Source organism: Serratia sp. ASV30, from assembly GCF_016428815.1.
Lineage (GTDB): Bacteria > Pseudomonadota > Gammaproteobacteria > Enterobacterales > Enterobacteriaceae > Chania > Chania fonticola_C.
The window spans coordinates 21,175-45,848 of record NZ_JAELTL010000032.1 but is presented as its reverse complement, the minus strand read 5'-3'; the positions used below and the strand labels follow the sequence as shown (position 1 = coordinate 45,848).

Annotated in this window: 17 protein-coding genes; 13 read left to right on the top strand and 4 right to left on the bottom strand. The window is 56.3% G+C overall.

Annotated features, from left to right (window positions below):
* The first annotated feature begins 286 nt into the window (after positions 1 to 286).
* The 3 genes from JHD74_RS15275 to JHD74_RS15265 all read left to right on the top strand — a co-directional run bounded on the left by JHD74_RS15275 (position 287) and on the right by JHD74_RS15265 (position 5,563).
* Positions 287 to 454, top strand: a complete 168-nt coding sequence (locus JHD74_RS15275) for a YfgG family protein (protein ID WP_065686557.1) — start codon at positions 287 to 289, stop codon at positions 452 to 454.
* Between the two features lie 165 nt (positions 455 to 619).
* A complete protein-coding gene (gene mgtE, locus JHD74_RS15270) occupies positions 620 to 2,053 on the top strand; it encodes a magnesium transporter (protein ID WP_024527046.1) in 1,434 nt (477 codons plus the stop codon).
* 168 nt (positions 2,054 to 2,221) lie between these two features.
* The gene (locus tag JHD74_RS15265; RefSeq protein ID WP_199063009.1) at positions 2,222 to 5,563 is read left to right on the top strand and encodes a diguanylate cyclase; all 3,342 of its coding nucleotides are present in this window, start codon (positions 2,222 to 2,224) and stop codon (positions 5,561 to 5,563) included.
* Here JHD74_RS15265 and alkA read toward each other — a convergent pair.
* Positions 5,531 to 7,039 (bottom strand): DNA-3-methyladenine glycosylase 2, encoded by a 1,509-nt coding sequence (alkA, locus tag JHD74_RS15260; RefSeq protein WP_199063008.1) that lies wholly within the window; start codon positions 7,037 to 7,039, stop codon positions 5,531 to 5,533. The genes JHD74_RS15265 and alkA overlap by 33 nt on opposite strands.
* 185 nt (positions 7,040 to 7,224) lie before the next feature.
* Here alkA and yegD point away from each other — a divergent pair, with 185 nt between their 5' ends.
* Together yegD and JHD74_RS15250 are read left to right on the top strand one after the other, a co-directional pair.
* A complete protein-coding gene (gene yegD / locus JHD74_RS15255) occupies positions 7,225 to 8,577 on the top strand; it encodes a molecular chaperone (RefSeq protein WP_024527043.1) in 1,353 nt (450 codons plus the stop codon).
* Between the two features lie 40 nt (positions 8,578 to 8,617).
* Positions 8,618 to 9,163 (top strand): GNAT family N-acetyltransferase, encoded by a 546-nt coding sequence (locus JHD74_RS15250; protein WP_029710745.1) that lies wholly within the window; start codon positions 8,618 to 8,620, stop codon positions 9,161 to 9,163.
* Between the two features lie 42 nt (positions 9,164 to 9,205).
* Here JHD74_RS15250 and JHD74_RS15245 read toward each other — a convergent pair whose 3' ends face one another.
* Positions 9,206 to 10,159: an aldo/keto reductase gene (locus JHD74_RS15245; RefSeq protein ID WP_024527042.1), complete on the bottom strand. Its 954-nt coding sequence runs from the start codon at positions 10,157 to 10,159 to the stop codon at positions 9,206 to 9,208.
* Between the two features lie 272 nt (positions 10,160 to 10,431).
* Here JHD74_RS15245 and JHD74_RS15240 point away from each other — a divergent pair, with 272 nt between their 5' ends.
* From JHD74_RS15240 to baeR, 6 genes are read left to right on the top strand one after another with little or no spacing between them, the layout of a single operon-like run.
* On the top strand, positions 10,432 to 11,694 hold the full coding sequence (locus tag JHD74_RS15240; RefSeq protein WP_199063007.1) for an MdtA/MuxA family multidrug efflux RND transporter periplasmic adaptor subunit: 1,263 nt from the start codon (positions 10,432 to 10,434) through the stop codon (positions 11,692 to 11,694).
* A complete protein-coding gene (locus JHD74_RS15235) occupies positions 11,694 to 14,813 on the top strand; it encodes an MdtB/MuxB family multidrug efflux RND transporter permease subunit (RefSeq protein WP_199063006.1) in 3,120 nt (1,039 codons plus the stop codon). The genes JHD74_RS15240 and JHD74_RS15235 overlap by 1 nt, the downstream gene beginning before the upstream one ends.
* The gene (mdtC, locus tag JHD74_RS15230) at positions 14,810 to 17,890 is read left to right on the top strand and encodes a multidrug efflux RND transporter permease subunit MdtC (RefSeq protein WP_199063005.1); all 3,081 of its coding nucleotides are present in this window, start codon (positions 14,810 to 14,812) and stop codon (positions 17,888 to 17,890) included. Before JHD74_RS15235 ends, mdtC begins: the two co-directional genes overlap by 4 nt.
* Before the next feature lie 29 nt (positions 17,891 to 17,919).
* Positions 17,920 to 19,365 (top strand): MFS transporter, encoded by a 1,446-nt coding sequence (locus tag JHD74_RS15225; RefSeq protein ID WP_199063004.1) that lies wholly within the window; start codon positions 17,920 to 17,922, stop codon positions 19,363 to 19,365.
* Positions 19,362 to 20,732 carry a two-component system sensor histidine kinase BaeS gene (gene baeS, locus JHD74_RS15220; RefSeq protein ID WP_024527037.1) on the top strand — a complete coding sequence of 457 codons (1,371 nt, stop codon included), beginning with the start codon at positions 19,362 to 19,364 and terminating at the stop codon, positions 20,730 to 20,732. Before JHD74_RS15225 ends, baeS begins: the two co-directional genes overlap by 4 nt.
* 12 nt (positions 20,733 to 20,744) lie before the next feature.
* Positions 20,745 to 21,461 (top strand): two-component system response regulator BaeR, encoded by a 717-nt coding sequence (gene baeR, locus JHD74_RS15215; protein WP_024527036.1) that lies wholly within the window; start codon positions 20,745 to 20,747, stop codon positions 21,459 to 21,461.
* A 3-nt stretch (positions 21,462 to 21,464) separates the two neighbouring features.
* Here baeR and JHD74_RS15210 read toward each other — a convergent pair whose 3' ends face one another.
* Together JHD74_RS15210 and JHD74_RS15205 are read right to left on the bottom strand one after the other, a co-directional pair.
* Positions 21,465 to 21,854: a type II toxin-antitoxin system VapC family toxin gene (locus JHD74_RS15210; RefSeq protein ID WP_199063003.1), complete on the bottom strand. Its 390-nt coding sequence runs from the start codon at positions 21,852 to 21,854 to the stop codon at positions 21,465 to 21,467.
* A 6-nt stretch (positions 21,855 to 21,860) separates the two neighbouring features.
* A complete protein-coding gene (locus tag JHD74_RS15205) occupies positions 21,861 to 22,121 on the bottom strand; it encodes an antitoxin (RefSeq protein WP_024527034.1) in 261 nt (86 codons plus the stop codon).
* A 345-nt stretch (positions 22,122 to 22,466) separates the two neighbouring features.
* On the opposite strand from JHD74_RS15205, the gene JHD74_RS15200 reads away from it, so the two are divergent.
* Both JHD74_RS15200 and yegQ read left to right on the top strand, forming a co-directional pair.
* Positions 22,467 to 22,805 carry a YegP family protein gene (locus JHD74_RS15200; protein ID WP_024527033.1) on the top strand — a complete coding sequence of 113 codons (339 nt, stop codon included), beginning with the start codon at positions 22,467 to 22,469 and terminating at the stop codon, positions 22,803 to 22,805.
* A 180-nt stretch (positions 22,806 to 22,985) separates the two neighbouring features.
* Positions 22,986 to 24,338 carry a tRNA 5-hydroxyuridine modification protein YegQ gene (yegQ, locus tag JHD74_RS15195; protein ID WP_024527032.1) on the top strand — a complete coding sequence of 451 codons (1,353 nt, stop codon included), beginning with the start codon at positions 22,986 to 22,988 and terminating at the stop codon, positions 24,336 to 24,338.
* Positions 24,339 to 24,674: the final 336 nt, after the last annotated feature.

Genomic DNA, 24,674 nt, shown 5'->3' with positions numbered 1-24,674 from the left:
ATAACCTATTAATACACAACAAAAAATCAGACAAAATCTATATCCCATGGATTTAGAGTGACCGCTTAAAAAGCGGTGGACATAAACCACAACTAAATTGCTCAGTCAAACGCACGGAAATAAATGGACATCTTTTGTCATCAGAGCCTAGAATTCCATTTACAATTTAGATCAATGTTAGCCATGGCAGGCCAAACAACAGTAATCGCCACCATCATTTACCAGCGGCAGCCCCAAACGGTGCTTGAACAATGCCAATGGGAAAAACCGACGGGCTCAATGAACCATGAGAAAGACCACAACCGGGCGCATGACCAAAGTCGTGCTGCTGATCAGTTTCATCATTCTAGTCGGTCGCCTGCTGTATGCCGCCATTGCCGCTATTCCCCATCATCAGGAAAAAAGATCGCTGCCTGAACCGCAGACCCAGGAAGCCCGCGTGGATAATCGGTGATTATCTTGCCCTACCAAGCGACCATCACCCTGAGTCACTGGCACGCCAAAGCTGCTGACCCTGCGCCATCAGATTGATAAAAATCACGCCAACTGCCGCTATGCTCTATCTTTTAAAGATAGTCTAAAAGGAACCCGGTGTGCCAAGTCAGCGTTAAGGAATTCCATGTCCGCCGCAACACATAACGTCAAAAAAGTCGCTGAGTATCGTCAGCGCATTCTAAGCCTACTGTTAAATAATGCCCCTTTGATTGACGGCATTCTTGGTCGCTCAGGGGATGAAAAACAACTCAGCGAAGGCGAACTGCTTAATCATACCGCCGAAATCACCCACTTGCTGCAAGATATGCACGCCGCTGACCTTGCGGACCTGCTAGAAGCGTTGCCACAAGATGAACGCCTGGCGCTTTGGCGGCTGGTGGATAACACCAAGCGCGGCCAAACTCTGGTAGAAGTTGCTGAACCCGTCTGGGATAGCCTGATCGAAGAGATGAGCGATAAAGACCTGCTCAAGGCGATCAAAACCCTGGATGTCGATGAACAGGCCTATCTGGCGCAATATCTGCCGCGTAACCTGATGGGCCGCCTGCTGACCTCACTGGAGCCAGAGCAGCGTGAGCAGGTGCGCGAGATGGTGCATTACGGCAAGGATACCGTCGGCTGGATGATGGATTTCGAGCTGGTCTCGGTACGCCCTGATGTCTCTTTGGGGGCCGTACACCGTTTCCTGCGTCAACGCAAAACCATTCCGGACGCTACCGATAAACTGTTCGTCACCGATCGCAAAAATACCCTGTTAGGTGAACTACCGCTGACCGCGATCCTGCTTAACGATCCGCAAACCCCGGTGTTTAAGGTGATGGACAGCGATCCCACCACCTTCCAACCGGAAGACAAAGCCGAAGCTGCGGCCAGCGCGTTCGAACGTTATGACCTGATCAGCGCCCCGGTGATCGATGCCAAAGGCAAACTGATGGGGCGGTTAACCATCGAAGAAATCGTTGACGTGGTTAACGAAGAAAGCGACACCACTCTGCGTCGTATGGGGGGGTTAAGCCCGGAAGAAGACGTGTTTGCCCCGGTCAGCAAGGCGGTGAAAACCCGTTGGGCCTGGCTGGCAATCAACCTCTGTACCGCCTTTATCGCCTCCAGAGTTATTGGCCTGTTTGAACACACCATTTCACAATTGGTAGCGCTGGCCGCCTTGATGCCCATCGTCGCCGGTATCGGCGGTAATACCGGCAACCAGACCATTACCATGATCGTGCGCGCGCTGGCGCTGCATCAGATCGAAGAGGGCAATATTTCGCGCCTGTTGTTCAGAGAACTGGGCGTAGCCATCATCAACGGGATCGTCTGGGGCGGCATCATGGGGCTGGTCACCTATCTGCTGTATGGCGATTTGGCAATGGGAGGCGTGATGACGCTGGCCATGATGCTCAACCTGCTGGTCGCCGCGCTGATGGGGGTGATCATACCGATGACCATGCTCAAACTGGGCCGCGATCCTGCCGTGGGCTCCAGCGTACTGATCACCGCCCTGACCGATACCGGCGGCTTCTTTATCTTTCTGGGGTTGGCGACCGTGTTCCTGCTTTAGCCGGTGTCACCGATGGTCAGACTGAAACGGAGCCAAGTTGTGCGTAACACTGTGGCTTGTAACAAGACAAGTATATACTTGGATAGGTATTACTCGCCCGCGGCCCCCCCTCTGGTGAGTAAAATGGCGGCAGGTTTTCCTGGTCGATAGCACAAGTGAAGGTTACCGATGGATCTCAGCGCAGCGCAGCACCCACTCAAGGCTAAAGGTGCCTTGTTCACCCACTCGTTGCTGAGCGCACTGATTGTGTTTCTGCTGGCCTACCTGTGCCTGACGCTATCAGCAGAATCCAGCCACTTTACCCCGCTGTGGTTCCCGACTGCCGCCGTTATTATGCTGATGTTCCACCAACCACCACGCAATTGGCCGTTGCACTTGATCTTCAGCGGGATCGGCATGTGTATTGCCAGTTTCGTGCTGTTCGGCCTCAGTTGGTTCCCGGTCAAGCTCACACTGATCAACCTGCTGGAAGCCACCGTCTGTACCCTGCTATTACGGCGAATACTGCAGCCGAACGATCCGTTAAACGACTTGGCAAGCTGGTTGAAATTTGTTTTCTGCGCCGTGATCTTCATGCCTATGTTCAGCGCACTACTGGCGGCCGCAGTAGCGCCAGAACCGGGGGAAACCTTTTGGCAGCCCTTCAGCACCTGGTTTATTTCCGAAGCGATTGGCGTACTGGCTCTGGCACCGATCGGGCTGGTTTATCGCCGCTCAATGTTAAGAACGCTAAACCTGTTTGAACTGCTGCTGGTATCGCTGGGGACACTGGTCTTCAGCTATCTGGCGCTGCTCAACCTCCCCTTCCCATTTACCTTTATCATCCTGCCGTTGCTGTGGGCAGCGATCAGCCTACCGCGGCTCGAAGCCTTTATCATCTGTTTTACCACGACCCTGATGATTACGGTGATGATCTCGCTAGGGCTGTTGCATTATCAGGATAGGGGAGCGTTTTTAAGCGATGTGACAATCTACCTGCCGCTGATGTTGATCCTGATCCCGGCCCATGCCATGGCGATGGTGATGCATGCCTTCCGGGTAGAAAAAGAGCATATCGTGGAAAGCGAAGCGCGTTTCCGTAATGCGTTGGAGTATTCGGCTATCGGCATGGCGCTGGTGTCACCTGAAGGGAAATGGTTACAGGTCAATCAGGCGCTGTGCAAACTGCTGCGCTATCCCCCAGAAACCCTGCGCCGCCTGACGTTTCAAGAAATTACCCATCCCGATGATTTAAATGCCGATCTGACACAGTTACAAGACCTGCTTGATGGCCACATCAGCAGCTACACCATGGAAAAACGCTATATCCGCAGCGACGGAGAGAGCGTCTGGACACTGCTGGCGGTATCCTTGGTGCGCGATCCGCAGGGCCAACCGCTGTACTTTATTTCCCAAGTAGAAGATATCAACGAACTAAAACGTACCGAAGCGGAGAACCGCAGCCTGATGGAACGCATAACGCTAGCCAATCAGGCCGGCGGGATCGGCGTGTGGGAATGGATGTTGCCCGGAGATAAACTCACCTGGGACAAACGAATGTTCGAGCTGTACGAACTGACGCCGGATCAAAACCCCACCTTGGCACTGTGGAGTTCTTTGATGCTGGAGGAGGATCGTGAACGCATTGAGCGGCAAATGGCAACACTCACAGACCGCCACCAGCCGTTTGTGATGGAGTTCCGCATCAAGACCCGCCTGGGGGGAATTCGTCATATTCGCGCCCAGGGTAATACCATTTTCGATGAACACGGCGAGCCAAAGCGGATGATCGGTACCCATATCGACATGACGGAAATCAAATCGCTGACCGAAGCGCTGCACGAAGAGAAGGAACGTTTGCACATTACGCTGGACGCCATCGGCGAAGGGGTGATTTCCACCGACCGCGACATGCGTATCACCTTTATGAACCCGGTAGCTGAACAAATGTGCGGATGGCCGCTGGAGATGGCGCTCGGTATGCCGATCAACGGCGTAGTGCGGATGACCAACGGCCAGGATGGCCCAGAGATAGAAAATCCGGTGCAAAACTGTCTGCATGAGGGGCCCCCCCTGCCAGCAGAATACGCTCTGGTACTGCATAGCCGTGACGGACGCCGCTTCGACGTACAGGAATCGGTGTCGCCGCTAAAAACCATCGAGGGCGAGGTGATGGGGGCAGTGATGGTGTTGCAGGACGTCAGCGCCTCGCGGGAACTGATGAAAAAGCTCAGCTATAACGCCTCACACGATGCGCTGACCAACCTGAAAAACCGCACCAGCTTCGAAAAGAGGCTGAAGGGTGCCATTGCCAGCGCGGCCGAACACCAGCAACAGCACTCGCTGGTATTCCTCGATCTCGACAGGTTCAAGGCGGTTAACGATAGCGCCGGACACGCGGCAGGCGATGCCTTGCTCAGGGAGATTGGCCAACTGATGCAACGCCAACTGCGTAACAGCGACTGCCTGGCGCGGCTCGGTGGCGACGAATTTGGCCTGATCCTGTTCGACTGTTCGTTGGAGCAGGCCAAGCTCCTGATGCAGCAGATGATCGAGCAGGTCGGCGAACATCCATTCTGCTGGGCAGGCAAGGTTTATCATGTCGGCGCCAGCGCCGGTATTACCCAAATCGGGGCCACCAGCGGCAAGAGCAGCGAGCTATTGGCACAGGCCGATATCGCCTGTTATACCGCCAAGCACCATGGCCGCGGTCAGGTTTATATTTATGAAGCCCGGCAAAAACAACAGATGGAGCGCCAGCATGAGCTGCTAACGCGCCAGGAAGTGCTGAATATTATCGATGATCAGCAATTGCTGTTACACGTCAGGGCTGCCTCACCGCCTAAAACGCCGCAGGCGGTCTGTTTCTATCAGTTAAAGCTGCACGTTAACCCACCCGACGATCGCCTGCTGGCCTCAGGGTCCTTCCTTGCCGCCGCCCAGCTCTACGGCATGCTGCCGGATGTCGATCGCTGGATGGTAAGCCAGATACTGGAAAGACACGCCGAGGCTCTGCGCCGCAAGGGGCTGGCCATTGCGCTGCCATTGGCCACAGACAGCGTGCTGGATCTTGATTTTCAACATTATTTGCTGGAGTTACTGGCAGCTTCCGTGCTGCCGGCCAGCGCACTGTATCTGATGGTGGATGAGACCATTGTGCTCGATCACCCAGAGGATGGCGGTGCCTTTATCCGCCGTTTGCAGCAGATGGGCTGCAAGCTGATCGTCAATGGTTTTGGCCGCAATCTGAACGCCTTCGATCAGTTAAACGGCCAGACTATCGATTACATCCGCATCGACGAGCGTTTTATCACCGACGTCCACTGCAACCAAATGGATGAGCTGATGGTTTCGATGATCCATGGTGCCGCGCATCGTATTAATACCCAAACTCTGGCCGGCCCCGCACATCAGCAAGTTACGCTAAGTGCGCTGACTGCCATCGGGGTCGATCTGGTAGACGGTGACACCGTTGCGCTGGAACTACCGCTGAGCGATTTACTCAGCGGCGGCTACTTCGGTATTCACTGAAGGTGCCCAACGATCGCTATGCCACAGATGCAAGGTGGCGTAAGAACGCCAAGGCCGCCAGCGTTCAGCATAGTGCTCAATCTGGCGTGGCGTCATGCCGGGGAAACGCTGTTTGATCAGATAGTCTCCCGCCAGAAAAACGTCCGGCCATGACCAGGCCCGCATAGCAATATAGCTGGCGGTCCAACTGCCTATCCCCGGCAGTGCGGTTAACTCTTTGATACCCTGGTCGATATCCAGCACGTTATCCAGTTGCAAACGCCCTTCTGTCACCCTGCGCGCAATTTCAATCAGCGCCGCCGCACGCTTCAGTTGTACGCCCAATGGGCGCAGATCTTCCGGTTGCAGCTGGGCAATCCGCGCCGCCTGCGGAAAAATATGAGTGATATCGCCATACGGTTGCTCCAGCACCGTTCCCCAGCGTTCGGCCATCCGTCCGGCAAAGGTAGCCGCCATCTTGACGCTGACCAACTGCCCCAACACCGCACGCGTAGCCTGCTCAAAGCTGCTGACGCAGCCTGGCAAACGTAAACCGGGCGCATCCGCCGCTAACGCGCCTAACGCCTCGCAAATACGGTCCGGCGCGGCATCCAGATCGAACAGTTGGCGAATACGCCGCAGGACTTCGGTCGTCACTCGACTGAGCGATGGGGCAATTTCCACCCGCACCCGGTTGCGCGCCTCTTCTGGCTGGACGCTCACCCAACCGCAATATTCGACGCCCCCCTGATCCACCGCGATCGAACGGCAGTATTGTTGCCCGACAACGCTTTCCACGCCGCTTACTGCACGCGCCTGTAAGAACCCCAGCATACGCGGCCAATCGTAAGGTGGTCGATACCCCAGATGAAACACCAGCCCGCTGGAGGCGGCACGCTCACTTCGGCCAGCAGTGCTACGCAATACCGAAGGGATCAGGCGATAACGGGCTTTAAACAGCTCATTGAAACGCCGCAGGCTGCCAAACCCGGCGGCAAACGCCACCTCGCTCAGGGGCAAATCGGTATCCGCCAGCAGCCGTTTGGCCTGCAACAGACGGTGCGACTGGGCGTAATCAATGGGGGAAGCGCCGAACTGCTCGGCAAAAATGCGCCGCAGATGGCGATCGGAAATCCCCAGTCGGGTAGCCAGTTGTTCACAGCTGTGCTCTGAAAGATAGCCCTGCTCGATCAGTTGAACCGCAACCTGAGCATAGCGATTGCCCAGATCGATCAGCGCCAACCCTGGAGCCAATTCAGGGCGGCATTTCAGGCAGGGGCGAAAACCGGCCAGTTCAGCGGCGGCAGCGCTAGGGTAAAACGTACAATTTTCGATTTTTGGCGTGCGGGCGCTACATACCGGCCTGCAATAGATACCGGTGGAGGAGACACCGACAAAAAATCGTCCGTCAAACTTACGGTCACGCGCACTCAGCGCGCTATACAGCGCCTGTTGTTGATTCTTCATGGCATCGCTCGGAGTCAGTTTTTTGTTCATTATGGCGTTCGGACCTGTGGCTGACGTGCGGGAATCGGACATTAACCTGTTTGATATCGCTGCCATCAAGTTAACCATGCCGCCGCGATTGCCGCTAAATTTTTCGCCAGTTAGCCGCCCACTCGTTGCTCGGCAGACCAGTCTCGGGTAAAGTCGCCCCCCTTCATCGGCATGGGGAACGAAAAATGTTTATTGGCTTCGATTATGGCACTGCCAACTGTTCTGTCGCCGTTATGCGCGACCAGGGTCCTGAACTACTGACGTTGGAAAACAACGAACCGTATCTCCCTTCGATGCTGTGCGCACCGACGCGTGAGGCGGTGAGTGAGTGCCTGCATCGCCACTGGCAGGTGCCAACCGGCAGTGAGGAAAACCAGCAGTTGCTGCGCCGCGCCATTACCTTCAACCGCGAGGAAGATATCCCGGTCAACGGCGACAGCGTGCTGTTCGGCCTGCAGGCGCTGGCTCATTACATCGAAGATCCGGAAGAAGTGTATTTTGTCCGCTCACCGAAATCCTTCCTCGGGGCTAACGGCCTTAAGCCACAGCAGATTGCGCTATTTGAAGATCTGGTGTGCGCCATGATGTTCCACATCAAGCGCCAGGCGGAAGACGTGTTACAAACCGGCATCGATCAGGCCGTCATTGGCCGCCCGATTAACTTCCAGGGCACCGGCGGTGAAGAGGCTAACCAGCAGGCGCAGGGGATTTTGCATCGCGCCGCACAACGGGCCGGTTTCAAAGAGATCGAGTTTCAGTTCGAACCGGTTGCAGCCGGGCTAGACTTTGAAGCGACGCTAAGCGAAGAGAAAACCGTGCTGGTGGTCGATATCGGCGGCGGAACCACCGACTGCTCGGTACTGCTGATGGGACCACAATGGCGCGATCGTGCCGATCGCCAGCAGAGCCTGTTGGGGCACAGCGGTTGCCGCGTGGGCGGTAACGATCTGGATATCATGCTGGCGTTCAAACAGTTGATGCCGCTGTTTGGTATGGGCGGTGAAACGGAGAAGGGCATCGCCATGCCTGCATTGCCTTACTGGAACGCGGTAGCGACCAACGATGTCCCGGCCCAAATCGATTTCTACAGCACGGCCAATGGCCGTATGCTGCGCGATCTGATCCGTGACGCTGCCGAACCCGAGAAGGTGAAACGTCTGTTGAAAGTACATCAGCAGCGCCTGAGCTATCGGCTGGTACGTGCAGCGGAAGAGAGTAAAATCGCGCTATCTGGTCAGGCAAGCATCAGCGCCCAACTGGATTTTGTGCAGCCGGAGCTGGCAGAGATGATCAGCCAGGAGCAGTTGGCCGATGCCATTGCCCAACCTCTGCTACGTATCCAGGAACAGGTTAGCGCCGCCTTGGCCACCAGCCAAAGCAAGCCGCAGGTCATTTACCTGACCGGTGGTAGCGCACGCTCACCGCTGCTGCGAACCGCTCTGCAACAGCAGTTGCCGGGGATCCCGATCGTCGGTGGCAACGATTTTGGCTCGGTCACCGCCGGGTTGGCACGCTGGGCGCAGACGCTGTTTCGTTGATTAACGTAGGGGCGGCTAACGCCCCTGACAATGGAGCATTATGGCTATCATCGCGGGTGAAACACCCAGATTGCTGCTACGCGGTTGGCAAGATAGCGATCTGCCCGCCTTTGCCGCGCTCAATAGCGACCCTGAGGTGATGAAGTACTTCCCGGCAACGCTAAGCCACGCTGAAAGCGACGCTCAGGCCAATCGCATCCGCCAATTTATACAACAGCACGGCTGGGGGCTGTGGGCCGTCGAGGTGAAGCATCAAGCCGCCTTTATCGGCTTTGTGGGGCTAGCCATTCCTGGCGACGATTTGCCCTGCTCGCCCTGCGTGGAAATTGGCTGGCGGTTGGCGAAGGAGCATTGGGGCCAAGGCTATGCCAGCGAAGCGGCTCATTGCGCGCTGGATATCGCTTTCAATAGGCTGCAACTGTCAGAAGTCGTGTCCTTTACCGCTGTCATTAATCTCCCTTCCCGCCGAGTGATGGAGCGCATCGGGATGACCTTCAGCGGTGAAACCTTCGAGCATCCCCGTTTACCTCTGGGCCATCCGTTACGCCAGCATGTGTTGTATCGTAAGCTGTCGCCAAACACGTGATGGTGATGATAACTCATTGAATAATATTTGATGTCAGGTGTCTTACCAGGCACTTGCCTCATCCAACGCCTTGATATCCTCGGCAGCCAATTGCAACTGTGTGGCACTCACCAACTCATCCAACTGGGTTAACGAGGTGGCGCTAACGATTGGCGCGGTGATGCTTGGGCGAGCAATCAACCAGGCCAACGAGATCTGTGCGGACGTGGTCTGGTGCTTCTCTGCCAGCAGATCGAGGGCCGCCAAAATGCGGAAACCGCGCGGATTCAGATAACGCGACACAATGGTGTCTCCACGCTGGCTCTTACCCACATCCTGGGCGCTACGATATTTGCCGGTGAGGAAACCACTGGCCAGTGAGAAGAAGTTGATCACCCCCAACCCCTGTTGCTGCGCCACCGCTTCCAGCGCCTGCTCATAGCCTTCACGGGCATACAGATTGTATTCCGGTTGCAGGGTTTCATAGCGCGCCAGTCCGTTTTGCTCGCTGACTTTCAGCGCTTCCACCAGCCGGTCTGCCTGATAGTTGGAAGCGCCAATGGCTCGCACCTTCCCGGCCTTGATCAGTTCATCGAACGCCGCCAGGGTTTCCGCCAGCGGGGTGTCCTGGTCGTCATCATGAGACTGATAAAGATCGATATAATCGGTTTGCAGGCGGCGCAATGAATCCTCTACGGCCTGACGAATATAGCGTGGCGACAAGCCTTGTTTGCCCTCACCCATCGGTTTTCCCACCTTGGTAGCGATGATCACCTGGTCACGCTTGCCGCTTTTCTTCAGCCAGTTACCGATCACCGTTTCCGATTCACCGCCTTTATTGCCTGGTGCCCAGCTCGAATAGACGTCGGCGGTATCGATAAAATTCAGCTGATTGGCTACCAGCGCATCCAGCAGACTGAAAGACGTGGCCTCGTCTACCGTCCAGCCAAAGACGTTGCCACCAAAGGTCAGTTGCGGAACCTGAATACCTGAACGGCCCAACGGTTGCTTGCTCATGATGTCGCTCCTGAGGGAAAAGAAAAAATTCGCTCTCAATTATTAGCGCGAAAGCGGCTGGAACGCTAAAACGAATCGGTTATATGTCAGAAAATGTCTAGCTAAGCGTTGTTTCGGTTAAATATACATTCTCCGCCGATAAACCTGACGTTTCCTCCATATTTCCTTCATTTTTACACCGTGACGGCTCGCTAAACTAGTATCCTGTAAGGAGTATCACTTTTGGCAACTGATTGCCCGCATGACTGTCTCTGGAGAGAATGCCCAACGCCATGAATACAAAACCCAAACGCCGCTCACTGCTCCTGCGCCTGCTAGCCATAGTTATCGTGGTGCTTGCCGCCATTCTGATCTGGCGTCACTTTAGCGCGCCACAGGCTACCGATGCAGCGCCGGGTGCGCAGCAGGCAGGTTCAGGCCCAGCTGGAGCCGCAGGCAGAGCCGGTGGTAGACGAGGAGCACCGATGTCTCCAGTACAGGCTGCCACCGCCACAGTGCAGAGCGTGCCGCGTTTCCTCTCGGGATTAGGCACCGCCACCGCGGCCAACACCGTGACCGTCACCAGCCGCGTCGATGGTCAATTAATGGCAATCCACTTTACCGAAGGCCAACAGGTCAAGGCAGGAGACCTGCTGGTTGAGATCGACCCGCGCCCTTACGAAGTGCAATTAACTCAGGCTCTGGGGCAGTTAGCCAAAGATCAGGCGACGTTGGCCAATGCCAAACGCGACCTCGCCCGTTACCAACAGTTGGCGAAAACCAACCTGGTATCACGCCAAGAGCTGGATACCCAGGAGTCGTTGGTTCGCCAGACCGAAGGGGCCATCAAAGCCGATCAAGGGGCAGTGGACAGTGCCAAACTGCAAATAACCTACAGTAAGATCACCGCGCCGATTGATGGCCGCGTGGGTCTGAAATTGGTTGATGTAGGCAACTACATCGCCAGCGGCAGCACCACCGGCATCGTGGTGCTCACCCAAACACACCCTATCGATGTGGTCTTCACCCTGCCGGAGAGCAATATCGCCGATCTGGTCAAAGCGCAGAAAGCTGGCCCGGTAAGCGTCCAAGCCTGGGATCGTACCAATCAGCAGTTGTTAACCACCGGTGAGTTATTGAGCCTGGATAACCAGATCGATACCGCGACGGGCACCATCAAACTGAAGGCTCGCTTCGACAATCAGGACGACGCGCTGTTCCCGAATCAGTTCGTTAACGCCCGGCTGAAGGTTGCCACCCTGCAAAATGCGGTGGTGATCCCTACCGCCGCGCTGCAAATGGGCAACGAAGGCAACTTCGTCTGGCTGCTGAGCGCAGACAACAAGGTCAGCAAACATCGGGTTACCGCCGGTATTCAGGATAGCCAGCAGGTAGTGATTAGCGCCGGTGTCAATGCGGGCGACCGCGTCGTCACTGACGGGATCGACCGCCTGACCGAAGGCATGCAGGTTGAAGTGGTGGCACCTCATAAAGCGGCGGCCACCCCGAATGCAGAACAACCGAAACGCCGCGCTAAACCTCAGGGGAATTCCTGATGCAGTCGATGTCCCCCCATAGCGGCGGTGGGCCTTCCCGCCTGTTTATTCTTCGCCCGGTAGCCACCACGCTGTTTATGCTGGCTATCATGCTGGCCGGGATCATTGGCTATCGTTCACTGCCAGTTTCTGCCCTGCCGGAAGTGGATTATCCAACCATCCAGATCGTCACGCTCTACCCTGGCGCCAGCCCGGATGTGGTTACTTCGGCAATCACCGCGCCGTTGGAGCGACAGTTCGGCCAGATGTCCGGCCTTAAGCAGATGGCCTCGCAGAGTTCCGGTGGAGCCTCGGTGATCACGCTGCAATTCCAGCTTGAACTGCCGCTGGACGTTGCCGAGCAGGAAGTGCAGGCGGCTATCAATGCCGCCACCAACCTGCTGCCCAACGATCTGCCCTACCCGCCGATTTACAGCAAGGTTAACCCGGCCGATCCACCGATCCTGACGCTGGCCGTCACCTCAACCGCCCTGCCGATGACCCAGGTAGAAGACATGGTGGAAACCCGGGTGGCACAAAAGATTTCGCAGGTCAGCGGGGTCGGTCTGGTCACCATTTCCGGCGGCCAGCGTCCGGCCGTACGGGTGAAGCTCAATGCCACGGCGGTGGCCGCCTATGGGCTGGATAGCGAAACCATTCGCACCGCCATCAGTAACGCCAACGTCAACTCGGCCAAAGGTAGTCTGGACGGCCCGACGCGTTCGGTTACGCTCTCTGCCAACGATCAGATGAAAACCGCTGAGGATTACCGTCAGCTGATTATCGCCTATCAGAACGGCGCGGCTATCCGCCTGCAAGATATCGCCACCATTGAGCAAGGCGCGGAGAACAACCGCCTGGCGGCATGGGCCAATAAAGAGCAGGCCATTGTGCTGAATATTCAGCGCCAGCCAGGTGCCAACGTGATCACCACCGCCGACAGTATTCGCGAGATGCTGCCAGAACTGATCAAGAGCCTGCCAAAGTCGGTAGATGTGAAGGTGCTGACCGACCGCACCACCACCATCCGGGCCTCGGTCAGCGACGTACAGTTTGAGCTGCTGCTGGCGATCGCCTTGGTCATCATGGTGATCTACGTCTTCCTGCGTAACGTACCCGCCACCATTATTCCGAGCGTGGCGGTGCCGCTTTCCCTGGTGGGCACCTTTGCCGTCATGTATTTCCTCGACTTCTCCATCAACAACCTGACGCTGATGGCGCTGACCATCGCCACCGGCTTTGTGGTGGATGACGCCATCGTGGTGATCGAAAATATCTCGCGCTATATCGAAAAAGGTGAAAAACCGCTCGATGCGGCGCTGAAAGGGGCCGGAGAGATCGGCTTTACCATTATCTCGCTGACCTTCTCGCTGGTAGCGGTGCTGATCCCGCTGCTGTTTATGGGCGATATCGTTGGCCGTCTGTTCCGCGAGTTTGCGGTGACGCTGGCAGTGGCGATCCTGATTTCCGCGCTGGTGTCGCTGACGCTGACGCCGATGATGTGCGCCAGGATGCTTAGCCACGAATCGCTGCGTAAGCAAAACCGTTTCTCCCGCGCCTCCGAGCGTTTCTTTGACCGGGTGATCGCCCAATACGGCGTGTGGCTGAAAGTGGTGTTGAACCATCAGTGGCTGACGTTAGGCGTCGTCTTCGGCACCATGGCGCTGACCGTGTTACTGTATGTGCTGATGCCGAAAGGCTTCTTCCCGGTGCAGGATAACGGCATCATTCAGGGTACGCTGGAAGCCCCACAGAGTGTTTCGTTCAGTAACATGGCCGAGCGCCAGCAACAGGTGGCCGCCGAAATCCTCAAGGATCCGGCAGTAGAGAGCCTGACGTCCTTTGTCGGTGTGGATGGCAGCAACGCCACGCTCAACAGCGGCCGTTTGCAGATCAACCTGAAGCCGCTGAGCGAACGTAGCGATCGCATTCCGGCGATCATTACTCGCCTGCAACAACAAACGGCACAGTTCCCCGGCGTGAAGCTGTATCTGCAACCGGTGCAGGATCTGACTATCGATACGCAGGTGAGCCGCACGCAGTACCAGTTCACCCTCCAGGCAATGTCACTGGATGAACTCAGCCTGTGGGTGCCGAAGTTAATGGCCGAATTGCAGCAGGCGCCACAACTGGCCGAAGTGACCAGCAACTGGCAGGATCAGGGGCTGGTAGCCTATGTGAATGTCGATCGAGACTCGGCCTCGCGCCTTGGCATCACCATGAGCGATGTCGACAGCGCACTGTATAACGCCTTCGGTCAGCGCCTGATCTCGACCATCTACACCCAGGCCAACCAATATCGGGTGGTGCTGGAACATGATGTCTCCACCACTCCAGGGCTTTCCGCGTTAAACGATATCCGCCTGACCAGCAGCAACGGCACCATCGTGCCATTAAGCACCATCGCCAAAATAGAAGAACGCGTTGGCCCGCTGTCGATCAACCATCTCGATCAGTTCCCGTCGGCCACCGTGTCGTTTAACGTGGCCGGTAATTACTCGCTCGGGGAAGCGGTAGAGGCGATCACTCAGGCTGAGAAAGACCTCAATATGCCCAAAGACATCACCACCCAGTTCCAGGGGGCCACGCTGGCATTCCAGGCTGCCCTTGGCAGCACGCTGTGGCTGATCCTGGCGGCGGTGGTAGCAATGTATATCGTGCTGGGCGTGCTGTATGAGAGCTTTATCCACCCAGTGACCATTCTTTCTACTCTGCCCACTGCCGGAGTCGGGGCGCTGCTGGCGCTGATGCTCTCCGGCCATGAGCTGGATGTGATCGCCATTATCGGTATCATCTTGCTGATCGGCATCGTGAAAAAGAACGCCATCATGATGATCGACTTTGCGCTGGCCGCCGAACGTGAGCAAGGGATGACGCCGTACGATGCCATCTATCAGGCCTGCCTGCTGCGTTTTCGCCCGATCCTGATGACCACGCTGGCCGCGCTGCTGGGGGCATTACCGCTGATGCTGAGTACCGGCGTCGGTGCCGAGCTGCGCCGCCCGCTGGGTGTCTGTATGGTCGGTGGCCTGGTGATGAGCCAGATCCTGACGCTGTTCACCACGCCGGTGATTTACCTGCTGTTTGATAAATTGGCGCGCAATACTCACCGCCAGCCTGATCCGCAGGAGCTACCGTGAAATTCTTTGCCCTGTTTATCTACCGGCCGGTTGCCACAACGCTGTTGACGCTAGCGATCACCATCGCCGGAGTGATTGGCTTTCGGCTGCTGCCGGTTTCGCCGCTGCCGCAGGTGGATTTCCCCGTCATTCTGGTCAGCGCTTCGTTGCCTGGCGCCGATCCGGAAACCATGGCCTCCTCGGTGGCTACACCGCTGGAACGGGCCCTGGGCCGGATCGCCGGGGTGAATGAAATGACCTCGACAAGTTCACTTGGCAGCACCAGGGTGATCCTGCAGTTCGATCTCGATCGCGATATCAACGGGGCTGCGCGTGACGTACAGGCAGCGATTAACGCCGCCCAAAGTCTGTTGCCTACCGGGATGCCAAGCCGCCCCACCTATCGCAAGATCAACCCATCCGACGCGCCAATCATGATCCTGACGCTGACTTCGGATACCTACAACCAAGGGCAATTGTATGACTTCGCTTCCACGCAGCTGGCGCAAAAAATTGCCCAGACGGAAGGCGTAGGCGATGTCTCTGTCGGCGGGAGTTCCCTACCTGCGGTACGCGTGGAGCTTAATCCCGGCGCCTTATTCAACCAGGGGATTTCACTGGATGCGGTAAGGCAAACCATCGCCAACGCTAACGTACGCCGCCCGCAAGGCGCGGTAGATGACCCACAGCAGCGCTGGCAGATCCAGGCCAACGACGAATTGAAAACCGCGGCGGCCTACCAGCCGTTGGTTATTCACTATAACAACGGCGCAGCGGTACGCCTGAGCGACGTGGCCAACGTCATCGATTCGGTCCAGGACGTACGCAACGCCGGGATGACCAACGCCAAACCTGCCATCATTCTGACCATCAGCCGTGCTCCCGGTGCCAATATCATTCAAACCGTGGATCGTATCCGCGCCGAGTTGCCCGCGTTGCGGGAGAACATCCCCGCCTCGATCGAACTGAGTATTGCCCAGGATCGCTCACCGACGATCCGTGCCTCGCTGGCCGAGGTGGAGCAATCTTTGGTAGTAGCCATCGGGCTGGTGATCCTGGTGGTCTTCATCTTCTTGCGCTCTGGCCGCGCAACGCTGATCCCGGCAGTGGCCGTACCGGTTTCCCTGATCGGCTCCTTCGCCGCCATGTACCTGTGCGGCTTCAGCCTGAACAACCTGTCGCTGATGGCGCTGACCATCGCCACCGGCTTTGTGGTCGATGACGCCATCGTGGTGCTGGAAAACATTTCGCGCCACGTCGAGGCCGGGATGAAACCGATCAAAGCCGCCCTGCAAGGGGTGCGAGAGGTCGGCTTCACGGTGCTTTCCATGAGCGTATCGCTGGTGGCGGTGTTTATCCCCTTGCTGTTTATGGCCGGCTTGCCAGGCAGGCTGTTCCGTGAATTTGCCGTGACGCTTTCGGTGTCGATCGGGCTTTCATTGCTGATTTCACTGACGCTGACGCCGATGATGTGCGCCTATCTGCTGCGCTACCAGCCACCGCGCGAACAGCGGCGTCTTCGGGGTTTTGGCCGCATGTTGCTGGGTTTGCAGCAGGGCTATGGCCGCTCGCTCAACTGGGTATTGGGCCATTCCCGCTGGGTAATGGCTGTGTTCCTGGCCACTATTGCCCTCAACGTCTGGCTATACATCAGTATTCCAAAAACCTTCTTCCCCGAGCAGGATACCGGCCGCCTGATGGGCTTTATCCAGGCCGACCAGAGCATTTCATTTCAGGCGATGCGCAGCAAACTGCAAGACTTTATGAAGATCGTGCGGGAAGACAAGGACGTGGATAACGTCACCGGTTTTACCGGCGGTTCACGCACCAACAGCGGCTCGATGTTTATCTCCCTCAAACCGCTGTCGGAACGTACCGATGATGCCCAGAAGGTGATCGCTCGCCTGCGTGCCAAACTGGCGAAAGAACCGGGGGCTAGCCTGTTCTTGATGGCGGTACAGGATATCCGCGTCGGTGGGCGGCAGGCCAACGCCAGCTATCAATACACGCTGTTGGCCGACGATCTTGGCGCTCTGCGCGAATGGGAACCGAAGATCCGCACCGCACTGGCAGCGTTGCCGGAGCTGGCGGACGTCAACTCCGATCAGCAGGACAAAGGCTCGGAAATGGACCTGACCTACGATCGCGAAACCATGTCGCGGCTGGGAATTTCGGTCAACGACGCCAACAACCTGCTCAACAACGCTTTCGGACAGCGCCAGATTTCCACCATCTATCAGCCGCTCAACCAATACAAAGTGGTGATGGAGGTGGCTCCGCCCTATACCCAGGACGTGAGCTCGCTGGACAAAATGTTTGTGATCAACAGCAGCGGCCAGTCGATCCCGCTGTCTTACTTTGCCCAATGGCGGCCAGCTAACGCACCGCTGGCGGTGAACCATCAGGGGCTGTCGGCAGCCTCCACTATCTCATTCAACCTGCCGGACGGTGGCAGCCTGTCCGAGGCGACAGCAGCCATCGAACGGACCATGACGCAATTGGGTGTTCCCTCCACCGTGCGAGGTTCGTTTGCCGGTACCGCACAGGTATTCCAGGAAACGTTGAAATCACAGCTGTTCCTGATCGCTGCGGCCATCGCCACGGTGTATATCGTGCTGGGCATACTGTATGAGAGCTATATCCATCCGCTGACCATCCTGTCTACGCTGCCTTCTGCCGGGGTTGGGGCGTTGCTGGCGCTGGAACTGTTTGACGCACCGTTTAGCCTGATTGCGCTAATCGGTATTATGCTGTTGATTGGTATCGTTAAAAAGAATGCCATTATGATGGTCGACTTTGCCCTGGATGCGCAACGCAACGGCGGGATCAGCGCCCGTGAGGCCATCTTCCAGGCTTGCCTGCTGCGTTTTCGCCCCATCATGATGACGACGTTGGCGGCCCTGTTTGGCGCCTTACCACTGGTTCTGACCAGCGGCGACGGGGCGGAGCTACGACAGCCGCTGGGGATCACCATCGCCGGGGGGCTGCTGATGAGCCAATTGTTGACGCTGTATACCACGCCGGTGATCTATCTGTACTTTGACCGCTTACAGATGAAGTTCCGGCACGGTAAAAAACTGACGCCGCTGCCTCACTGATCGACAGCAACGCGGGAGAGAAAGGACCTATGAGCATCAAACCCAGCGCCCCGCCAGGATCCACCTCGGTGCGATGGCAGCTGTGGATCGTGGCTTTCGGCTTCTTTATGCAGACGCTGGATACCACCATCGTCAATACCGCGTTGCCCTCCATGGCGGCCAGCCTGGGGGAAAACCCGCTACGCATGCAATCGGTGATTGTTTCCTATGTGTTGACGGTCGCAGTAATGCTACCTGCCAGCGGCTGGTTGGCGGATCGGGTAGGCGTCAAACGGGTGTTCTTCAGCGCCATCGTGCTATTCACGCTCGGGTCGATCCTGTGCGCCCGTTCAGAAACCCTGAATGAGTTGGTGGCCTCCCGCGTGATACAGGGCATCGGCGGCGCGATGATGGTGCCGGTCGGCAGGCTGACGGTGATGAAAATCGTCCCGCGTGAACAGTATATGGCGGCGATGACCTTCGTCACCCTACCCGGCCAGATAGGCCCGCTGATGGGGCCTGCTTTAGGGGGCTTTCTGGTGCAATACGCCAGTTGGCACTGGATCTTCCTGATCAATATTCCCGTGGGTATCGCCGGAGCGATTGCCACCGCGCTGCTGATGCCCAATTACACCATGCAGACCCGGCGTTTCGATATCAGCGGCTTTATCATGTTGGCGATCGGCATGGCTACGCTGACGCTGGCACTTGACGGGCATAAAGGCATGGGGCTTTCCTCTGCTACCATCACCGGGCTGGTGGTGATGGGTTGCGCTGCGTTGGCTGGCTACTGGTTGCACGCCAGAGGTAACAGCCGGGCGCTGTTTTCACTACGATTATTCAAGACGGAAACCTACCGCGTTGGTCTGACTGGCAGCCTGTTGGGGCGGATCGGCAGCGGTATGTTGCCCTTTATGACCCCGTTATTTCTCCAGGTGGGCATGGGGTTTTCCCCTTTTCACGCCGGGTTGATGATGATCCCGATGATCATCGGCAGCATGGGCATGAAGCGCATCGTGGTACAGGTGGTTAACCGCTTCGGTTATCGTAATGTGCTAGTGACTGCCACGTTGATGTTGGCGCTGGTCACCCTGAGTTTTCCGCTGGTGGCGATGCTGGGCTGGGTTTATCTGCTGCCGGTGGTGCTGTTCTTCCAGGGCATGGTTAACTCCCTGCGTTTTTCCGCCATGAATACCCTGACGCTGAAAGATCTGCCCGATCGGCTGGCCAGCAGCGGTAACAGTTTGCTGTCGATGGTGATGCAGCTTTCCATGAGCCTGGGCGTCAGCATTGCCGGGATCCTGATTGGCAGCTTCGCGCATCATCAGGTGGTGGCCGATAGCCCGGCTATCCACAACGCCTTTATCTACAGCTATGGCTGCATGGCACTGATTATTGCCCTACCGGCGCTGGCTTTCGCCCGCGTACCGACCGACATCGCCCCCAACCGTACGTTGACCAAAGAGCCGGGCACCGACTCCACGAGGACACAATGAGAATTGGCATTACCGGTAAGCTGTTTATGGCGATCTTCGCCACCTGCATGTTGGTGTTGATCACCATGCACTGGGGCGTACGCGTCAGCTTTGAACGGGGTTTTATCGATTATATCAAGCACAGCAATGAGCAACGCATCAGCATGCTCGGCGACGCGTTGGAAGATCAGTATCGTCGCCATGGCAACTGGGAGTTTCTGCGTAACAACGATCAGGTGGTGTATCAGATCATGCGTTCGTTTGAGCAGAACAGCGACAGCAGCCACAATCTCCCCCCCAAGGGCTGGCGCACCCAATTCTGGGTGGTAGATAGCCAGTATAACCGGCTGGTGGGTCATTCCGGCCCGATCCCTAAAGAAAGTACCCGCCACCCGATTCATTACAACAATCAGATCGTCGGTTGGGTAGTGGCTACACCGCCAGAAAAACTGACACGCAATGCGGACATCAACTTCGATCGCCAGCAGCGGCGCACCAGTTGGATGATCGTTGGGCTATCCACCTTGTTGGCGGCGGCAGTGACCTGGCTGATGTCGCGCGGCCTGCTGGCACCGGTTAAACGCCTGGTCGCCGGTACCCATCGGCTGGCGGCGGGTGATTTCAGCGCTCGGGTAGCGGTCAGCAGCCAAGATGAGCTGGGCCGACTGGCGCAGGACTTTAACCAGCTTGCCACCTCGCTGGAAAAGAACGAGCAAATGCGGCGGGCGTTAATGGCGGATGTTTCCCACGAGCTGCGTACCCCACTGGCGGTACTGCGTGGCGAGTTGGAGGCGCTGCAAGACGGCGTTCGCCAACCCACACCGGCTTCGCTCAGTTCGCTACAGGCGGAGGTCTCAACCCTCACCAAATTGGTGGACGATCTGCACCAGTTATCACTCTCCGATCTCGGTGCCCTCGCCTACCGTAAATTGCCGGTGGATTGCGTGCATCTGGTGCAGATCGCAGTGGCGGCCTTCCGTGAACGTTTTCATGCCAAACAGTTGGAAATCGTCACCAACCTGCCGGAACAGATGCCACTGTTTGGCGATCCTGACCGACTGCTCCAGTTATTCAACAACCTGTTGGAAAACAGCCAACGCTATACCGATGCCGGTGGTCGGCTGGAGATTGGTATCGAACGCCTGCCGGGAACGGTGCGGATTTACTGGCAGGACAGCGCCCCAGGAGTGAACGACGAGCAGCTGGCTCTCATCTTCGAACGCTTTTATCGCACTGAAGGTTCGCGGAACCGCGCCAGCGGCGGTTCGGGGCTAGGGCTCTCCATCTGTCAGAACATTGTGGAGGCACACGGCGGCGAGATCCGTGCACAACACTCGCCTTTAGGCGGCGTGCGCATTACAGTAGATTTCCCCATCTCTGGTGAATAATAAGGTTGTTTGATGGAAAACCAAAATCAGCCACTACAGATCATGATTGTGGAAGATGAACCCAAGCTGGGCCAGCTGTTGGTCGATTATCTGCAGGCGGCTGGCTATGCCACCCGCTGGCTGAGCAACGGCAGCGAGGTGATCCCGGCGGTGCATGAGCAGCCACCGGCGCTTATTTTGCTGGATTTGATGCTGCCAGGCTGCGATGGCTTAACCGTTTGCCGTGAGCTACGCCGCTTTACCGACATCCCCGTCATCATGGTGACCGCCAAAATCGAGGAGATCGACCGTCTACTGGGGCTGGAGATCGGGGCGGATGACTACATCTGCAAACCTTACAGCCCGCGCGAAGTGGTTGCCAGGGTGAAAACCATCTTGCGCCGTTGCTATCGGCCCCAGGAACATAGCGATGATGATTCACTGTTGCATATTGATGAGCCGCGCTTTCAGGCCAGCTATCAGGGCCATATCCTGGATCTGACACCGGCGGAGTTCCGCCTGCTGAAAACCCTGGCCTGCCAGCCGGGCAACGTGTTTTCCCGCGAACAACTGCTGAACAATCTGTATGACGATTACCGAGTGGTGACCGATCGCACCATCGATAGCCATATCAAGAATCTGCGCCGCAAGCTGGAGCTGATCGACGGCGACAAGGCGTTTATCCGTTCGGTTTACGGGGTGGGCTACCGCTGGGAAGCCGAACAGTGCCGGCTGGTCAATGGGTTGTGACGCTTACAGCGTCCAGTCTTCCACCTCAAGCTCCGCGACCATAGTGAAAGCCCGATCGCTAGTCACTATGGTTGCACCACGGCTTACCGCATGTGCGGCAATCAGCTGATCCAGCGCCCCCAGCGGTCTGCCTTGTTTTTCCATGCTTGCGCGCATGACTCCATAGCAATGTGCCGCCGCAGAGTCCCAGGAGTAAACGGTGACGGCGTCCAGGAACATCATCACCGTCTGTTTTAGTGCCTTGTTCTGTCGCTTGGCTACGCCATAAAGCAGTTCCGCCTGGGTGATGCTGGAAATGCACACCGACGATGGCGGTACCCGCTCCATCGCCGCAAGCAGCCGGGGATGTTGACGAAAAAGCAGGCTTACCGTGTTAGTGTCGAACATATACATGACTGACTATTTCTCCTTGAACGGATCCCGCTCTGCGGGCCCTTGCTGGCGATCGTCAGCAGTCAGGAAGTCATCAGGAACCCCTGCACTTTGCAGCATGGTCAACAGCGGTTGCCAGGAGTCCAATTTCATTGGGTGTTTCGACAAGATCACGTTGCCCTGTTCATCCCGGCGAATATAAACCTGATCGACATCGAATTCGAATTCCACTGGCAATCTCACCGCCTGATTTCTACCGTTTTTAAAAAGCTTGGCGACCCTTTCCATATTGCACCTCCTCACGCTGGCATAGGCCAAAGCATATGCCTATTCTGAGTGGATGCCAAGGCCAAGCTGCCTGTTTTTCATTCACATAAGGAATGCGGATATCAGCCACCCTATCCTCTCAACGTAGCAAAATCATCTGCCGTCGAACGTTTTGTGCCAACGATGCGAACCGTTACGCAATCGCCAATGCAACCAGGGCAACCGCCCCCCAGCCCAACCTGGCCATGAACACAAAAAGCCACCCATTTCTGTGCTCTGATACGCATTACTTCACCGTTAAAAAAACGCTTGCTGAGACATTAGCTACACTTATCTCACTTATTGGCACTAATCAGGAGCAGGACCATGGCAAGTGGACATTATGAGCTGACAAAATCGAGCAACGGGCAGTATCACTTCAACCTGAAGGCCAGCAATGGCGAGATCATTCTCTCCAGCGAGATGTATGCCAGCAAAGCCTCGGCGGAAAACGGAATTGCCTCCGTGCAAACCAATTCGCCTAATGAGGCGCAGTTTGAAGTGAAAGTCAGCAGCAACAACAAACCCTATTTCGTGCTGAAAGCCAAAAACCATCAGGTGATTGGCACCAGCCAGATGTACAGCTCGGATAGCGCAGCGAAAAGCGGGATTCAGTCGGTGATCAAGAATGGCCCTACAACAGATGTACGTGATTTAAGCGTATAAATCTCATCAGGCCTGCGCGCGGTATCCGCTACCGCGCGGTTTTTCTGATGATGAAGATCAATCTCCCTTTAAAATTTCCGGTTAATTGCTGATTTCTTGGCGGGCTGCCGCTACAATCCCCCGCTTTCACTGCGCCATTGGGTGGCGCGGTGCTGACCTGAAATCAGACCGAGAATCACTATGTTTACACCAGAACTCCTCTCCCCGGCGGGAACGCTGAAAAACATGCGTTACGCCTTTGCCTATGGGGCCGATGCGGTTTACGCTGGCCAGCCGCGTTATAGCCTACGGGTACGTAATAACGAATTTAACCACGAGAACCTGCAGCTTGGGATTAACGAAGCCCATGCGCTAGGCAAAAGGTTCTACGTGGTGGTTAACATCGCGCCACACAACGCCAAACTGAAAACCTTCCTGCGTGACCTGAAACCGGTGATCGACATGGGCCCGGACGCGCTGATCATGTCCGACCCCGGTTTAATCATGATGGTGCGCGAAGCTTTCCCGCAGATGGACATTCACCTCTCGGTGCAGGCTAACGCGGTGAACTGGGCAACGGTGAAGTTCTGGCAGCAGATGGGCTTGACGCGAGTGATCCTTTCCCGCGAGCTGTCGCTGGATGAAGTGGCGGAAATCCGTAGCCAGGTGCCAGAAATGGAGCTGGAGATCTTCGTGCATGGCGCACTGTGCATGGCCTATTCCGGCCGCTGCCTGCTTTCCGGTTACATCAACAAACGCGATCCCAATCAAGGCACCTGCACCAATGCCTGCCGCTGGCAGTACAAGGCAGAAGAAGGCAAGGAAGACGATACCGGCAACATCGTGCATCTGCATGAGCCTATCGCGGTGCAAAACGTCGAGCCGACGCTGGGCATTGGCGCGCCAACCGATAAAGTCTTTATGCTTTCCGAAGCGCAGAAACCCGGCGAGTACATGAGCGCGTTTGAGGACGAGCACGGCACCTACATCATGAACTCAAAAGATCTGCGAGCCATCCAGCACGTAGAGCGCCTCACTCAGTTGGGCGTACATTCGCTGAAGATTGAAGGCCGTACCAAGTCGTTTTATTACTGCGCCCGCACCGCACAGGTTTATCGCCGTGCCATTGACGACGCCGTTGCCGGTAAACCCTTCGATCCTAGCCTGCTGACCACGCTGGAAGGCCTGGCTCATCGTGGCTATACCGAAGGTTTCCTGCGCCGCCATACACACGATGCCCATCAGAACTATGATTACGGCTCCTCCATTTCCGAACTGCAACAGTTTGTCGGGGAATTTACCGGGGTGCGCCGTAACGGCTGGGCGGAAGTGGATGTAAAAAATAAATTCCTGGTCGGTGACAGCGTAGAGATGATGACGCCAGGGGGTAACATATTGTTTACCCTGGAAAGTTTGCAAAACAAGAAGGGCGAAACGATCGATGTCGCTCCGGGCAACGGCCATATCGTTTATTTGCCGATCCCCGAGGATATCGACCTCAATTATGCGTTGTTGATCCGCAATTTGCCGCAGGATGATAGCCAGAACGGTTAAGATGTTTATCGCCACCCGCCTGGGTGGCAATTTTTGGCAAATATTAGAATCAGATCACATCAATTAGCACGCGGCTTGGTTATTATCAGGCTGCTTAAAACTAATAACGAAATATTTGCATAGCAATACTAGGAACCACCTCCTTAGCCAGCCCAATCTCCCTTGGGTTGGCCTTTTCTTTTTTATCCCCTTTAATTTCAATTAACTGAAAATTTTATTGGCATTTTTAGGATATTTCTTGCATTACGCCAGGCGGCTTATCATTTTCTCTGCAATATATAAACTATTCTATAGCGATTAATAAGGCCGTTAATACCAACGCTTAACTCGCGTGGG

Bases quoted from the DNA above. Each gene is read 5' to 3' on its own strand.
- JHD74_RS15210 (WP_199063003.1), bottom strand. From the start codon at position 21,854: ATGTATATGTTCGACACTAACACGGTAAGCCTGCTTTTTCGTCAACAT.
- mgtE (WP_024527046.1), top strand. From the start codon at position 620: ATGTCCGCCGCAACACATAACGTCAAAAAAGTCGCTGAGTATCGTCAG.
- JHD74_RS15235 (WP_199063006.1), top strand. From the start codon at position 11,694: ATGCAGTCGATGTCCCCCCATAGCGGCGGTGGGCCTTCCCGCCTGTTT.
- JHD74_RS15205 (WP_024527034.1), bottom strand. From the start codon at position 22,121: ATGGAAAGGGTCGCCAAGCTTTTTAAAAACGGTAGAAATCAGGCGGTG.
- JHD74_RS15245 (WP_024527042.1), bottom strand. From the start codon at position 10,159: ATGAGCAAGCAACCGTTGGGCCGTTCAGGTATTCAGGTTCCGCAACTG.
- yegD (WP_024527043.1), top strand. From the start codon at position 7,225: ATGTTTATTGGCTTCGATTATGGCACTGCCAACTGTTCTGTCGCCGTT.
- JHD74_RS15200 (WP_024527033.1), top strand. From the start codon at position 22,467: ATGGCAAGTGGACATTATGAGCTGACAAAATCGAGCAACGGGCAGTAT.
- JHD74_RS15250 (WP_029710745.1), top strand. From the start codon at position 8,618: ATGGCTATCATCGCGGGTGAAACACCCAGATTGCTGCTACGCGGTTGG.
- JHD74_RS15240 (WP_199063007.1), top strand. From the start codon at position 10,432: ATGAATACAAAACCCAAACGCCGCTCACTGCTCCTGCGCCTGCTAGCC.
- JHD74_RS15275 (WP_065686557.1), top strand. From the start codon at position 287: ATGAGAAAGACCACAACCGGGCGCATGACCAAAGTCGTGCTGCTGATC.
- yegQ (WP_024527032.1), top strand. From the start codon at position 22,986: ATGTTTACACCAGAACTCCTCTCCCCGGCGGGAACGCTGAAAAACATG.
- alkA (WP_199063008.1), bottom strand. From the start codon at position 7,039: ATGAACAAAAAACTGACTCCGAGCGATGCCATGAAGAATCAACAACAG.
- baeS (WP_024527037.1), top strand. From the start codon at position 19,362: ATGAGAATTGGCATTACCGGTAAGCTGTTTATGGCGATCTTCGCCACC.
- JHD74_RS15265 (WP_199063009.1), top strand. From the start codon at position 2,222: ATGGATCTCAGCGCAGCGCAGCACCCACTCAAGGCTAAAGGTGCCTTG.
- JHD74_RS15225 (WP_199063004.1), top strand. From the start codon at position 17,920: ATGAGCATCAAACCCAGCGCCCCGCCAGGATCCACCTCGGTGCGATGG.
- baeR (WP_024527036.1), top strand. From the start codon at position 20,745: ATGGAAAACCAAAATCAGCCACTACAGATCATGATTGTGGAAGATGAA.